Annotated in this window: 4 protein-coding genes; 1 reads left to right on the top strand and 3 read right to left on the bottom strand. The window is 70.9% G+C overall.

Going from position 1 to position 15,351, the window contains the following annotated elements; genetic code table 11:
* The first annotated feature begins 25 nt into the window (after positions 1 to 25).
* Positions 26 to 955, top strand: a complete 930-nt coding sequence (locus ABZZ74_RS09565; protein WP_356762836.1) for an NADP-dependent oxidoreductase — start codon at positions 26 to 28, stop codon at positions 953 to 955.
* An 81-nt stretch (positions 956 to 1,036) separates the two neighbouring features.
* Here the strand turns inward: ABZZ74_RS09565 and ABZZ74_RS09570 are convergent, their stop codons facing one another.
* From ABZZ74_RS09570 to ABZZ74_RS09580, 3 genes are read right to left on the bottom strand one after another with little or no spacing between them, the layout of a single operon-like run.
* Positions 1,037 to 1,909, bottom strand: coding sequence for a TauD/TfdA family dioxygenase (locus ABZZ74_RS09570; protein ID WP_356762838.1), 873 nt, complete (start codon positions 1,907 to 1,909; stop codon positions 1,037 to 1,039).
* A 40-nt stretch (positions 1,910 to 1,949) separates the two neighbouring features.
* Positions 1,950 to 11,225: an amino acid adenylation domain-containing protein gene (locus ABZZ74_RS09575; RefSeq protein WP_356762840.1), complete on the bottom strand. Its 9,276-nt coding sequence runs from the start codon at positions 11,223 to 11,225 to the stop codon at positions 1,950 to 1,952.
* Positions 11,226 to 11,254: 29 nt separating this feature from the next.
* Complete coding sequence (locus ABZZ74_RS09580; RefSeq protein WP_356762842.1) at positions 11,255 to 15,238, bottom strand: amino acid adenylation domain-containing protein; 3,984 nt, start codon at positions 15,236 to 15,238, stop codon at positions 11,255 to 11,257.
* Positions 15,239 to 15,351 lie beyond the last annotated feature (113 nt).

Below are 15,351 nucleotides of genomic sequence, written 5' to 3' on the forward strand. Positions count from 1 at the left end.
AACCCCCCTTCGAGCCAGGAGAGTCATGCGCGTCATCACCCAACAGATGCTCGGCGGTCCCGAGGTGCTCACCATCGTGGACGCTCCCGAGCCCCAGCCGCTGCCGACCGAGGTTCTCGTCCGCGTCAAGGCAATCGGGCTGAACCCGCTGGAGGCGCGCCTGCGCGCCGGCGAGTTCCCGCTGATCGGCCAGCCGCCGTTCATTCTGGGCTGGGACATCAGCGGCGTGGTCGAGGAGGCACCGGGGACGTGGCGGTTGAGGCCCGGCGACGAGGTGTTCGGGATGCCGCTGTTCCCGCGGCCGGCGAACGCCTACGCCGAGGTCGTGTCCGCGCCTGCGCTGCACCTGGCACACAAGCCGGCGCGGCTCTCGCACGTGGAGGCGTCTGCGCTGCCGGTCGTCGGGCTGACGGCGTGGCAGGGCCTCGTCGACCTCGCCGGCGTGACCGAGGGTCACCGCGTCCTGGTCCACGGCGGAGGCGGCGGCGTCGGCCACGTCGCGATCCAGATCGCCAAAGCGCTCGGTGCGTACGTGATCACGACCGCCGGCGAGAGCAAGCGGAAGTTCGTCGAGGACCTCGGCGCCGACGAGGTGATCGACTACACGGCGGTCGACTTCACCGAGGCAGTCCGCGACATCGACGTCGTGCTCGACACGATCGGCGGCGACACCGTCGAGCGGTCGCTCGAAGTGCTCCGCCCGGGCGGTCACCTGGTGACGGCGGTCGCCGAGGAGGATTCGGAGCTCATCGCCAGGTACGAGGCGGCCGGCATGCGCTTCAGCGGCATCGCGGTCGAACCCGATCCGGTCGCCCTGCGAGGTCTCGTCGAACTCGTCGAACAGGGCAGGCTCCGGGTCCACGTGCAGGAGACGTTCCCGTTCGAGCGCGTCGCCGACGCGCACCGACTGCTCGACGGCGGTCACCTCCAGGGCAAGCTCGTCCTCACCCTCTGATCCCCGCGCGGGGCCGAACCCGAGCGGGTACTCGACTCAACGCTGGGACATCTCGCCCTTGCTCGGCGGCGAGCACACACATCAGCCCTTGACCGGGCCGCCGTTGATGGCGACGCGCTGGCCGTAGCGGGCGTAGGGGTAGTAGTCGTAGGTCGCGTGGTGCTGGACGCAGCGGTTGTCCCAGAAGACCAGGGTGCCCGGGGTCCAGCGGACGCGGCAGTGCAGGACCGGCCTGCGGGCAATGATGTCGAAGAGGACCTCGAGCAGGGCGCGGCTCTCGTCGGCCGAGAGCTGCGGGATGCGGCTGGTGTAGGCCTTGTTGACGTACAGGAGTTTGCGGTCGGTCTCGGGGTGCCGGGCGACGACCGGGTGTTCGCTCTTCGGGATGACGTAGTCCGGCGGCGGTGTGTAGCCGGCCAGGGCCTGCGCGCCGTCGTGTATCGCGGTCAGCGTGTCCAGCAGGGCACGCATGGCCGGGGAGAGCATGTCGTAGGCGAGGTGCATGTTGGCGAAGAGGGTGTCGCCGCCGCACCCCGGCTCCGGTGTCTCGGTGATGTAGAGCATCGACCCCAGTGACGGTTCGGCGTCGGCGGTGCCATCCGCGTGCCAGCCGTTGCCGGCCACGTCCGCCGCGGCCGAGGTCGTCCGGATCTCCAGGATGTACGGATCGCCCTCGGGCGGAGGCGGGTTGACCGGGCGCAGTTCGCCGAAGGCGGCGGCGAAACGCTTGTGGTGCTCGGCGGTGATGGTCTGGTCGCGGAAGACGAGGACATGGTGGTCGCGGAAGGCGGCTCGGATGTCCCGCAGTTGCTCGGGCGGGATCTCCTGCGAGAGGTCGACGCCGGAGACCTCCGCTCCCAGGACGGGGGTGATTCTTTCGACGGTGATCGTGCGGTAGGGGTGTGTGGGACGCGTGGTCACCGCTTCCAGTGCTTCGAGCTCGTACGATTCCATGTCGTCCTCCAGGGGCGCGGGGGGATTTACGCGGGGCGATTTACAGGTCGGCGGTGCGGTGGGTAAGGGCATCCAGGGAGGACAGCGTCGCCCTGATGGTCTCGGCCACCGTGTCCACGTGGGGTGCCGCCACGATGCCGTAGTGGTCCGTGGGCAGATACCTGCGTACGGCGGACGGGGGCAGGCAGGTGTTCCACTGCCGCTCCGCCTCCTGAGGGGCCACGGGGGTGGGCATGCCCGCGGTGGGGTGTTCGGCCAACCAGAGACAGGTGGGGACGGAGACGAGCGGCCGTACGCGATGTTCCCCGAGGCTGCGCAGGTTCGCGCGGCAGCAGCGGGCCAGCCTCTCGGCGTACGCCTGCGCGTGCTCGGTCGGCAACGAGGCGGCGCCGGCGCCGAGTTCGGCGGCGAACACCTTTTCCAGCTGGGTCTCGTCATAGGCGGACACCAGCGCTTCTGCCTGGGGCGGTGGCGGATCGAGGAGGTGGAGCGAGTGCGGTGGCCGGCCGGCCGCCTCGGCGAGGGCCGCCATCTCCATCGCCACACGGGCGCCGTAGGACCATCCGGCCAGATGGAGCCGGTGGTCGCGTCCTGGGCCGAAGTGGCCGCGCAACGCCGCGCCGTAGTGATGGGCTCGCTCGGCCAGTGACCATGCGGGCATGCCGGCGTCGCGGAGTGCCGGGTCGGCGATGAGGCACACCGTCGGGGCGGGTCCGAGCGCTGCCACGAGGGGGCGGTAGGCCTGGATGTCTCCGCCCACGGGGTGGATCAGGCACAGGACGTCCGGACCGGTTCCTTCCTGCCAGATGTCGAGGACGACGGTGGAGGTCATGGCCGCCGTCCCGGCGGTGGGCTCGGTGGACGTGAGGGCGGCCTCGATGTGTTTGAGGATCTCCGTGAGACTGACGCGGTGGCTGAAGGAGGCCAGGTCGAACTCGACGCCGTAGTCGTCCTCGATCTGGGCGATCACGCTGATCAGGGTCAGGGAGTCGGCGCCCAGGTCGTAGAGGGAGTCCTCGGGGTCCAGTTCGTCCACGCCGAGCAGCTCCTTGATCGTCCGGGCCATGGCGTCCGCCCGCTCTCGGGTACCTCCTGAGTGGGGGACTTCCTTCTGCGCGTTTGCCACGCGCGCCGGTGAGGAGCGATCCGTGATCCCGGCAGGAGCGTAGAAGGTTCGGGAGGCCTCGATATCGGTTGTGGACACGAGGAGTTGAGGCAGTTGCAGGGCGAGGGCATGGCCGAAGACCGCTTTGCCCTCCTCGACGCTCAGGCCGACGGCGAGGTGGGCCTGATGGCGGCTGTCCGGGGCCGGGACCCTCGTCGCCATGCCGGTCTCCCGCCAGATGTCCCAGTCAATGCCGATCCTGACGGTCGTCTCCGTCTCGGTGGCCCGGTGGTGGGCGAAGCCGTCGAGGAGGCTCGCGCCCGCCGCGTAGTCGCTCTGGCCGACACCGCCGAGCTCGGCGGACATCGAGGAGCAGTAGACCGCGATCTCCGGGCGGAAGGCGCCGATGAGGTGCTCGACGACGAGTGCGCCCCTTTCGCGCACCGCCGCGGCCTCGCGCATCGCGGTGGCGTCACGTCGTACGAGCAGCCCGCCATGTCCGAGACCGGCCGCGTGGACGACGCCGTCCAGCCGTGACGTGTGCTCCGCGACGGCCGCGGCCACGTCGTGAACGGACATGGTCGCAAGATCCGCCGGGATGAGGCCGATACGGTCGGCCCACCCGTTCAGTTCCTCGGGCAGGCGCGGGTTCCTCGACAGCAACAGCACCTTGCCGCGGGTGTGTTCGAGCAGCCAGGCGGCGATGGCCCGGCCCATGCCGCCCGTGCCGCCGAGCACCAGGTGCACGGTGTCGGATGCGGCCGGTACCCGGGAGTGCACACCCTCCGGCGCCGGTACGGGTACCGTGCCGGGCCGCCACCAGTAACCCTCCCGCAGTGCGAGTCGGCGGGGGAGGGCCGGTCCGTCCGGATGACCGGCCTCAGGTGTCTCGGCGATGACCGAGGCCACGTGCCCGGCCCAGCGGGTGAGGTCGCCGTCGGGGAGGTCGAGCCAGTGGCCGTTCAGGGCCGACTCCTGATGGGAGACCTCGACCGGCCCGGCCAGGAGGGCCAGTTCGGGTCGGTCCACCGTTCCCGTCACGGGCCGGGCGCCGTACGACAGCCACCACACGCGTGGGGAGTCGCTGCGCCCGGCCAGCGCCTGGGCCAGGGCCGCCGTGCTGTCCAGGCAGGCGTGCCTGGCGCGTTCCAAGGTGCCAGGACCGACCGGCCCTGTCACGCCCAGGGGCAGGGCGTGCACCCACTCAATGTCGAGGGAGGGCGGGACACCGTCCTCGGACAGCGCATCGAGCAGCCGGCGCACAGCTGCCGGATCGGCCGGGTCCACGGCGTAGGAGTCAGCTCCTGTGCGGGCGAAGCTGTCGGCCGGACGGACCTGTATCACTCGTGGCGCCACGGCTCTGAAGGGCGCCAGCGCTGCCGGCGGAGTGTTCTGGGAGGCTACGACGACCACGGCGGACGCTTTCCCGTTCGGCACGGTGGTGTCCGCGAGGGTGGCACGGCGCAGGCGCACCCAGTGCGGCTGGTGCAGCCAGTTCTCCCGGGGCAGCCGCCGGGGTGTGACGGCCCGGGCTTCGCGCGGATTCTCGGATCGCCGGTCGAAGTCGTATGTCGCGAGACAGAAGGACGGGGGAGGGAAGTCCCAGGGCGCCGGAGCGGAGCCCGCGGCCGCCCAGTCGACCGGGCGTCCTGCGGCCCAGTCCGCGGCGAGGTCGTGGGCCGTGCGGCCGGCCGCGGAGACCGGCACGGCGTCCGGGTCCGCGGTACCGGGCGGCACCGCTCCCGCAGCCACCGCGCGCAGCCAGCGCTCGGCCGCGGCGGCGTCCGCGACCAGTGCCGCGGCCCGCAGTTGGTGAACGACCCGCCCGGCCTGCAGATGGCGCAGCACTGACTCGTGGCGCTCGGGGTGGAGTTGGAGGTAGTCGGCGATGCGGGCGGCGTCGGCGGCCAGGGCGTCTGGGCTGGAGGCCGACAGCACGAGGCAGGCGGGGACCTCGTAGGTCGCTGCCGGGTCGGGCGTGGTGGCCTGTTCGACGATGGCGTGGGCGTTGGTGCCGCCGATGCCGAAGCTGCTGACAGCGGCCACCCGGTGGCGTCCCTCGGGCCAGGGTGTGGCTTCGGTCGGGATGTGGAACGGAGTGGGATCGGGCCCGATCTCCGGGTTGAAGGCACGGAAGTTGAGGTTGGGCGGGAGCGTCCCGTGGTGCACGGCGAGGACCGCGCGGACGAGCCCCACCACTCCGGCGGCCGCGCCGAGGTGGCCGAGCTGGCTCTTGACGGAGCTCAGAGCGCAGCGGCCGGACTCAGTGACGTCGAACGCCTGCCGTAGCGCCCCCACTTCGATCGGGTCGCCGAGCCGGGTGCCGGTGCCGTGGGCCTCCACATAGCCGACATCGGCGCCTGTGCGTCCGGCGCGGGACAGGGCGGTGCGGATCACCTCCCGCTGTCCTGCCAGGGACGGCGCGGTGTAACTCATCTTCTGCGCACCGTCGTTGTTGATCGCGGAGCCGGTGATGAGTGCGTAGACGGTGTCGCCGTCCCGCCGTGCCTGCCGCAGCGTCTTGAGGACCACGACGCCGACACCGCTCGCGCCGACCGTGCCCGTGGCGTCGTCGCTGAAGGGACGGCAGTCGCCGTCCGCGGAGAAGATGTGCTGCGGACGGTAGCGATAGCCGCCGGTCAGCCCAGGGTCGATGAGGACTCCTCCGGCCAGCATCACGTCGGCTTCGCCCTGCCGGAGCAGACCGGCGGCGAGGTGCACGGCGACCAGGGAGCTGGAGCAGGCCGTCTGGGCGCTGAAGGCGGGTCCGGTCAGCCCGAGATGGTAGGCGACCTTGGTGGCCAGGAAGTCCTTGTCATGGTGCAGGGCGAGTTGGAAGCCGTCGGGCAGCCGGTCGGGGTCCCCCTCGCGCAGCAGGGACTGGAAGTACGTGTTCTCTCCCGCACCCGCCACCAGGCCGACCCGTGCGGCCGAGGTGTCCGCCACTCCGGCGTGTGCCAGGGCCTGCACGCCGGCCATCAGCAGGTGACGCTGCTGGGGGTCCATCAGCCGTGCCTCCTGGGGGCTGATGCCGAAGTGGCCCGGGTCGAAGTCGAGCATGCCGTCGAGCGTGCTGTGCACGCCGACCAATCCTTCCGGCGCGTCGACGCGGCGGATTCCGGTGCCGCCGGAGACCACCAGCTCCCAGAAGGCGGCCAGGTCCGGGGCACCGGGCACCCGCACCGCCATACCGACGACCGCGATCGGCTCGCCGGGTGCCCACGACCCCTCGTTCTGCACGGCCGGTGTGGTCTCGGGCCGCGGGGCGGTGAGGTGCCGGGCCAGGGAGCGGACGGTGACGTGCTCGAAGAGGTCCGCGACACTGAAGCGCAGACCGAGTGCCGTGGTGCAGCGCAGGTGGAAGCGCATCAGGGCGAGACTGGAGGCACCTGCCTCGAAGAAGGTCTGGTCCGGTGCGATCACCGACCCGGTGACCTCCTCGAAGGCAGCGGTGAGGCGCTCCTCCTCGGCCGACAGGCCCGTGCGGGCAGTGGCCGAACGACGTAACTCTTCCCCCGGTGCCCCGAGCACGGCCTGCCGGTCGAGCTTGCCGCTGGGGGTGCGGGGCAGTCGATCCAGCCTGCGGAATCGCTCCACACGTACGTACGAGGGCAGCAGGGCGGACAGATGCGCGGTCAGCTCGTCGGCGGAAGGTGCTTCGCCACGGATCTCCAGACCGGCCGTGAGCCGGTCCCCGTCACGGGCGACGGCGGCGTTGACCACCGCCGGATGGCGCAGCAGCGCCGCCTCGACGGAACCGAGTTCGAGCCGGTGCCCGCTCAGTTTGATCTGCTGGTCATCGCGGCCCGCGTAGTGCAGCAGGCCCTCGCGGTCGAAGAACGCCCGGTCGCCGCTGCGGTAGAACAGGCCCGCGGCGCCGGGGAGTTCGACGAAGCGGGTGTCGTCGAGTTCCGGTTCGTCGAGGTAGCAGCGGGTGGTCATGGTGCCGCCGATCAACAGTTCGCCGGTGCACCCGGCCGGGACCGGGTCGCCCTGGGCGTCCACCACCCGCAGGTCGGCCCCGGTCACCGGACGTCCGATGGCGGGCCGCTCCGGCCAGTGCCCGGGATCTCCCTCCAGGCACAGGGCGCTGACCACATGGGTCTCCGTCGGCCCGTAGTGGTTGAACAGCCGCGCGCCGGGAAGCCCGGCGAACCAGCGCCGGATGCTGTCGGTGCACACCAACTGCTCGCCCGCGGTGACCACTTCACGCAACCGGGACGGATACCTGTTCAGGCGGACGGCGTACTCGGCGAGCAGGTGCAGAGCCACGTAGGGCATGAAGATCCGCTCGGCGCCCGCGGAGTCCAGCCGGTCCAGGAGCGCGGGCACGTCCTGACGCCACTCGGGACGGATGAGCTGGAGGCTGCCGCCCGTGCACAGGGTCCCGAAGATCTCCTGGAAGGACACGTCGAACGACAGCATCGAGAACTGCTGGGTGGCGGCGGGGGCGGTCAGGCCGCCGGCACCGGACTGCCACCTGATCAGATCGCACAGGGTGCGGTCCTGGATCTGCACGCCCTTGGGGACGCCGGTGGAGCCGGAGGTGAACAGCGTGTACAGGGGGCGAGCGCCGCTGTGGACCGGCGCACCGACCGTGCGTCGGGTGTCCCCGGCGTACGAAGCCCCCGTGCCGTCGCCTGCTCTCGGCTCCGAGCCCGCCTTCGGTACGACGAGGTGGCGGGCCACACCGTCCGGGAGCAGCGTGTCCAGCGCCGGCGAGCCGTCCCGTCTGGTCAGGACGCACAGGGGGTCGATCCGTTCCAGGACGCGGCGCAGCACGTCGGCCGGGTAGGAGGGGTCGAGGGGGACGGCGGTGACGTTCAGCCTGGCCAGCGCCAGCAGCGCCACCACGTGTTCGGCGGACGGCTCCAGGTACAGGGCCGCCCGGCACGGGCTGTCGTCGGCCGGGATCGGGTAGCGGTCGGCCAGCTCCGCGGCGAGTGCTGCCGCACGGGCGTCGAGCTCCGCATAGCTCACGGTCTCGCCGTCGGCCGTGACGACGGCGGGGGCGTGCGGAGTGCGGGCGACCTGACGGCTGAAGCCTTCGGCGATCGTGGTGAAGCCGGGTTCCCGGGCGGGCCCGCGCCCGTGCCGCGGAAGGGAGTCCCGGTAGGGGAGGACGAGTTCACGGGCGGTACGGCGGCCACCGGACGCGAGCGCGTCCACGCCCCGCCGCAACAGCTCCGCCATCGCCTCCACGTCCTCGCCGGTGAACCGGTCCTCGGCGTACTCCCACAGCACGTCGAGCGCGTCCGCATGCTCGACCACGGAGACCGTCATCGGGCACTTGGCCTCCGGCGCCGCCCACCACAGGGGGCGCTGGGCGCAGCCGGACAGCCGCAACGCCCCGAAGTCGGTGTTCTCCAGCACGAACAGGAAGTCGAACGGAGTGGTGTCGCCGACGCCCTCCCAGCCGGTCAGCACGTCGGTGAACGCCACGTCCTGACGCCTCAACACCTGCCCGGTGTCGTTTCCCGTGCGGGCGAGATGTGAGCGCAGATCCTCGCCGGGCGCGACGGTCAGGGGCAGCAGCACGGTGTTCGCCATCATGCCCGCGCTGTTCTCCAACTCGCGCACCGGGCGGCCCGCGACCGGGGCGGCGATGCGCGGGCGGACCAGGCCGGTCACGCCGTACAGGCACCAGGAGAACACACTCAGCAGAACCTGGAACCGGGTCAGCCCGAACTCGGAGCACAGCTGGTCGACTTGGGCCCGCCGAACGACGTCGAGGGACGTGTGCAGCAGGCGTGCCCGCGGTGCCGTACTCGCGTCCTGCATGGGCAGCGCCTCCAGCGGCTCCTTCAAACCGCGGTAGAACGCGAGGAGTTCATCGCGCTGGGTCCGGTAGGCCGCGCTCGCGAAGCGGTCGCGCTGCCAGACGGCGAAGTCCAGCGGGGTCGGAGAGGGTGCCTCGGGCCGGTCGCTTCCGGCGTAGTCGGCCGACAGGTCGTGCAGCAGGACGCTCAACGACCAGCCGTCCACGGCGATGTGGTGCAGGTGCAGCAGGAGCGTGCCGCCGCCGTCACGCGGTAGCCAGCAGGCTCGGAGCATGCGGGGGACGGCGAGGTCGAAGGGTTCGGCGAAGAAGGTGTCGGCGAAGGCGTGCGCTTCTTCCTCCTCCCAGACCTGGCGGGGACCTGGCTCGTGCCAGGGGTCGTACGGTTCGCCGACGGTCTGCTCCAGGCCCTCCGGCCCGAGGTGGAAGCCCGTCCGCAGCGCCGCGTGTCGTGCCACGAGGCTGCGCAGCGCCCGCCGGAGTGCGGCGGTGTCGACGGGTCCGTCCACGCGGAAGGCCTGGTTGACGGAGTACGCCCGGGAGTCGGGACTGCGGCGCTGTATCAGCCACAGCCGCTGCTGTTCGCTGGTGGCGGGCGCCGAGCGGGCACCGGAGACCACCGGTGTCGGCAAGGCGCTCTCCTCGCCGGGACCGGCCGTGGCGAGCGACCGGGCGACGGCGGCCAGGTCGCCCTGCAGGACGGCCGACTGGGTCAGCTCGCGGCCCCAGCGCTGACGTACGGCGAAACAGAACCGCAGCGCCTTCAGCGAGTCACCGCCGACGGCGATCCACCGGTCGCCGAGCCGGAGGCCGGTGGTGCCGAGTATCTCCTCGGCCAGCTCGATGACTTGGCGCTCCGTCTCCGTGGTGGCCGGGGCGTCGGAGTCGGCGGCGGTGGACCGCCATGGCGGGGCGGTCTGCTCCAGCAGGGCGCGCTGGTCGACCTTGCCGTTGGCGTTGAGGGGGAGGTCGGCCACGAGATGGATCCGGTGGGGGCGCATGTAGGCCGGCAGCTGTGCCGCCAGGTGGCCGTCGAACTCCTCGTAGGACAGTTCCTGGCCGAGGACGACAAACGCCAGGAGTTCATTGGGCCCCTCCCGGCCCGCGGGGCGCGTGCACACATGGGCCCGCTGGACCGCCGGGTGGGTCAGGACGCGCCGTTCCACCTCGCCGGGCTCGATCCTGAAGCCACGGACCTTGACCTGGCGGTCGGTTCGGCCCACGTATTCCACCAGGCCCCCGCCGTCGGCACGAACGAGGTCACCGGTGCGGTAGTACGTCTCCTCGCCGCCGTCGAGCCACGGCAGGCGCACGAAGCGCCGCTCCGTCTCGTCGGAAAGGTTGCGGTATCCGACGGCGAGTCCGGCTCCGCTCAACAGGAGTTCGCCGACCTCACCCGGCGCGGTCACCCGCTCCTGGCCCGGTACGACCGTAACCGCACCGGTCTGCGGCAGGGGCCGGCCGATCGGCACCACGTCCCCGTCGAAGTCCCGCGGGATGGGATGGCACAGGGCGAAGGTGGTGGACTCCGTGGGTCCGTAGATGTTGAACAGGCGGGTGCCACTGTCGGCGTTGTCCCGGTACCAGCGGCGCATCACCTGTGCGTTGAGCTGCTCACCGCCCACCAGAACCTGTCCGGCTGCGGCGAAGCAGTCCGGCACAGCCGTGACCATCGCGTTGAACAGGGCCGTGGTGACGAAGACGGTGTCCACGCGTCCGTGCCGTAGTGCCGCGGCGAGCCGCTCGGGCGCCTGTACGTCCGCGTCGCTCAGGATCACACAGCAGCCGCCGGTCAGCAGGGGCACCCATACTTCGAAGCTCAGCGCGTCGAACGCGGGATTGGCCAGACAGGCATAGCGCAGGTCGGGCGCGATGCGGATGTAGCCGGGCTGGGCCAGGCGCCGGATCCCGGCGTCACGGATCTCAACGCCCTTCGGGCGTCCGGTCGTTCCGGAGGTGTAGAACAGGAAGGACACCTCGCCCGGGGCGGCCGGAGCCTCCAAGGAGACGGCTGCGTCAGGCAGTTCGGGCAGAAGCGTGTCCGCGCCGAGCGCTTTGATGTCCGTCGGGAGCTCGGTGAAGCTCTCGGCGGTTTCATGCACCAGGGCGACCGCGGCGGAGTCCTCGAGAATGAAGTGACGGCGCTCGGCGGGGCTCTGCGTGTCGAGGGGCACGACCTGCGCCCCCAGCCGCAGAATGCCCAGCATCACGCAGACCAGCCGCCACGACCGCGGCAGCGCCACCGCCACGGCCTGACCCGCGGTGACTCCCAGACGCGCCAGCTCCCGGGCGACGGTGGCGGCTCCCCCGTTCAACGCCGCGTAGTCGAGCTGGACGTCGCCGTCGACGACGGCCTCCGCGTGTGGCGTGCGCAGGGCACGGCGGTGAATCTCGAGCGCCAACCCGGTCGGATCGCTCAGGTGCTCGGACACGTCAGTGGGGGACGTTTCGACGCGCGGTTTCATCGTGCATCCTCCGACGTGCCTGAAGGGGCGCCCGGGCCGGGGACGGCGGCCAGCCGGTCCAGTTCGGCGGCCAGGACGGCTGCGACGCGGGGCAGTTCGTCGCTCTCCAACATGTCCCAGTGACCGCAGGCGACCGGCTCGACCACGAACTCACCGTTGACGCGCTGCCGCCAGAACGCGCGTAGACGAGCGGCGGCATGCTCGACGTCCGCCTCTTCGTCCTCCACGGCAGTCGCCTGCAACAGCACGACACGGGCGGGCGACGCGGGTACGACGTAGTCGCGCCCCGTCTCACGGTGGTGGTTGTAGACGTTCAGGTACCGGGCCACCTGCTCGTCGTCGATGCCCGGGTACATGCCGTTGAAGCGCACCAGCTTCTCCCGGAACTCCGCCATGCCGACCGGCGCGATCGCGGCGCGCTGTTCGTCGTCCTGGGCGCCGTGGGTGTCGAGGAGGACCACGCTCACCTTGTCGTGTCCGGCCGTCACCAGGCGGCGGCCCATCTCGTACGCGATCAGACCGCCGTAGGAGAGCCCGCACAGCACCAGTGCCTCGTCGGTGCGGGGTCCGACCAGCCGCAGATACTCCTCGGCCATGGCCTCGACGCCGGGCAGGGTGGACTCGCCGGGGTTGATGCCGGGAGCCTGGAGCCCCACGACGCCTATGTCGTCGGCCAGTTCCGCGGACAGGGGCAGGTAACAGAAGGCGGTGCCGCCCGCGGGGTGTACGCACACCACGCGCTCTCGCCCGCCGCCCGCGCGGAATTCGACCAGGCTGCTGAGCTCAGCGGACTGCGCGGCGTCGCCGCCGTCGGCGCGCACGCGCTCGGCGAGCGCCTCGATGGTCGGGTGCAGCATGACGTCCCGGACGGGCAGGGCGACACCGAGCTCCTCGTGGACGGCGGACGCCATCTTGATCGCCGAGATCGAAGTGCCGCCCAGCTCGAAGAAGTTGTCACCGATACCGATGTCGGGATGCAGCAGGATCCGCCGCCACACCCGGTACAGGGCCATTTCGACGTGGTCGCGGGGCGCGGCCGTGTTGACCCGGCCCGCGTTGGCCTCCGTAGCGGCGCGCAGCACCGCCGTCCGGTCCACCTTGCCGCTGTTGTTCAACGGCAGCCGCGGGAACTCGGCCACGGCGGCGGGGATCATGTAGTCCGGCAGGCGGTCCTTGAGGGCCGCACGCCACTCGTGCGGCATCCGCGTGCGCTCGGCGTCACATCCCACGCCGGCGACCAGGCGAGGACCACCCGGCGTGTCACGATCGGCCAGAACGACGGCCTCCCGCACCCCGGGGACCGCCAGCAGCGCCGCTTCGACCTCTCCCGGTTCGATGCGGAATCCGCGTAGCTTGAGCTGGTCGTCCCGGCGGCCGACGTACTCGGCGTTGCCGTCCGGCAGCCACCGTGCCAAGTCCCCGGTCCGGTACAGGCGTTCACCGGGGACGAAGGGGTCGGGCACGAAGAGCTCGTCGGTGAGGTCGGGGCGGTTGAGATAGCCGCGGGCCAGACTCGCTCCACCGAGGTAGACCTCTCCGGTGACTCCCACGGGTACCGGACGCATCCGGTCGTCGAGCAGGTACAGACGAGTGCCGCGCAGCGGCCGCCCGATGGGACACGACCGCTCGTACGGCTGGGGGTCGGTGTAGGCGGTGGAGTAGAGGGTGGCCTCGGTCGGGCCGTAGCCGAAGCAGATGCGCAGGCCGGGCAGCAGCTCACGCATGCGGTGCAGGGTGGTCTCCGGCAGGGACTCCACACCGGTGAGGAGCTGACGCAGGCTCGATCCGGCGAGGCGCGCGCTCGGGTCCTCGCCGATCCACTGGACGTAGGACGGAGGCAGGAACGCCTGGGTGACCTTGCGTTCGCGCATCCACGCCAGCAACGCCCCGGGGTCTCCGCGGAGTTCGTCGGGGACCAGGTGGAGGACGGCGCCGGTGGTCAGCGGGACGAGGAGTTCGTGCACCGACGCGTCGAAGCCGATGCTGGACCAGGCCGACGAGGCCTCGCCGGGGGCGTCCCCCATGAGGTCGCGCCAGTGGTCGAAGAGATTGACGACGCTTCCGTGGGTCACCGCCACACCCTTGGGCCTGCCGGTCGATCCCGAGGTGTAGATGACGTAGGCGAGCCGCGCCGCGTCCGTGCCGATGGCGGGCGCATCGTCGTGGGCCCCCTCGGCTTCTACGGTCGCCAGGCGCTCCCACAACTGTCCGTCGTCCACGGCGCTCTTCCGGTCGGTCAGCACGAGGACCGGTGCCGCGTCGCTGACCATGGCCGCGAGCCGCTCTGGGGGCTGGCCGGGGTCGAGGGGCAGGTAAGCGGCTCCGGACTTGAGGATCCCGAGCACACCGACGACGAGGTTGGTGGTGCGTCCGGAGTGCAGGCCCACCACACGGTCAGGACCGGCACCGCGGGCGATCAGCGCGTGGGCGAGACGGTTGGCTCGGCGGTCGAGTGTCGCGTAGTCCAGCTCGACGCCACCGGCCACCGTCGCACACTGGCCCGGTCGTTCACGGACCTGCGCGGCGAAGCGCTCCAGCACACCCGCCGATGCCGGGCCGGTCACGGCGGGCCCGGTGCTGAAGGTGGCGAGGAGTGCCCGCTGCTCGTTCTCGTCGAGCAGTGTCAGGTCGGCGATCTCGGCATCGGGCCGCTCGGTCATCAGCCGCAGCACGCGCTGGAATTGACGTACATACCGTTCGATCGTCGCCCGGTCGAAGAGCGCCACCGCGTAGTCGATCTCGCCGGTGAGCTGCCGGCCCTCGTCGGCCAGGGCCAGGACCATGTCGAACTTCGCGGGAACGTGGGCGGCGTCTTCTCGTAACTCGACCTCCAGACCCGGGAGTTCGAGTTCCTTCCGCATGGAGGGGACCCAGGCGAACATCGTCTGGAACAGGGCCGTGCAGGCGGGGCTCCGCGGTGGGTTGACCAGTTCGACGACTCGCTCGAAGGGGAGGTCGACGTGCTTGAGGGCGTCACGGATCCGCTCGTTCACCCGCTTCAGGGCGTCCCTGACGGTGGGGGAGCCGGAGAGGTCCGCGCGCAGGGCGAGGGTGTTGACGAAGAAGCCGATCAGACCCTCGACGTCCCCGCGTCGCCGGTTCGACGTGGGAGCGCCGACCACGATGTCGTCCTGCCCGGAGAGCAGGGACAGCAGCACGGACCAGCCGGTCAGGACGGTTGCGTAGAGGGAGACATCGTTGTCGGACGACAGCGCGCGCAGGGCCCGCGTCAGGTCCTCGTCGACAATCACGGGCAACCGGGCGCCGTGGAAGTCCTGTTCGGGCGGGCGGGGTCGATCGGTGGGAAGAGCGATCACGGCCGGGCTGTCAGCCAGCGCGGCGGTCCAGTAGTCGGCCTGTGAGGTGGGCTCGTCTCCCGACATCCACTCCCACTGCCACCGCGTGTAATCGCTGTACTGCCAGGTCAGTTCGGGCAGCGAGACGGCCTGCCCCCGCTGAAGGGCGTCGTACACAAGGCCCAGCTCCTTCAGCAGCAGGGACCGGGACCAGCCGTCGAAGATGATGTGATGTGCCGTCAGGATCAGTACGTGATGCTTCGGTTGGAGCGCGATCAGGCAGCCGCGCGCCATGGGTTCCTCGCCCAGGCGGAACGGGGTGCCCTCCACCTCCAGCCGTATGCGCGTGAACTGTTCGGCCGCGTCGGGCAGTTCGGTCAGATCCTCGAAGGTCACCGGGAACCCCGTGTCCGGCGGATCGACGACCTGGAGAGCCGAACCCTCGGAGGGGACCAGTCGGGTGCGCAGGGCCTCGTGCCGGGCCGCGAGCAGATGAAGGGCCTTGATGAGCAGGTCCCGGTCCAGCGGTCCCCGGATGTCGAACGGCATCGGCTCGTTGTAGGCGGCGCTGGCGTCTCCGTCCATGCGCGCCATGACCCACAGACGCTCCTGCGCCAGCGACAATGGCGCGGATTCTGTCTCTTCGCCGGAACGATTACTGACTGCGATTCGGGGTAAATTCACGGATTACCCTTCACGAGAAGAGAACGCGACGGACGTCGGTCGCGGCGTTACCGGAGTATCAGGCTGACGTCCGGAATGAAGGCGTTGCAGCCTCAGCAGACGGGATCATTTCC

This window comes from Streptomyces sp. NPDC006476, from assembly GCF_040612015.1.
Classification (GTDB): Bacteria; Actinomycetota; Actinomycetes; order Streptomycetales; family Streptomycetaceae; genus Streptomyces; species Streptomyces griseorubiginosus_B.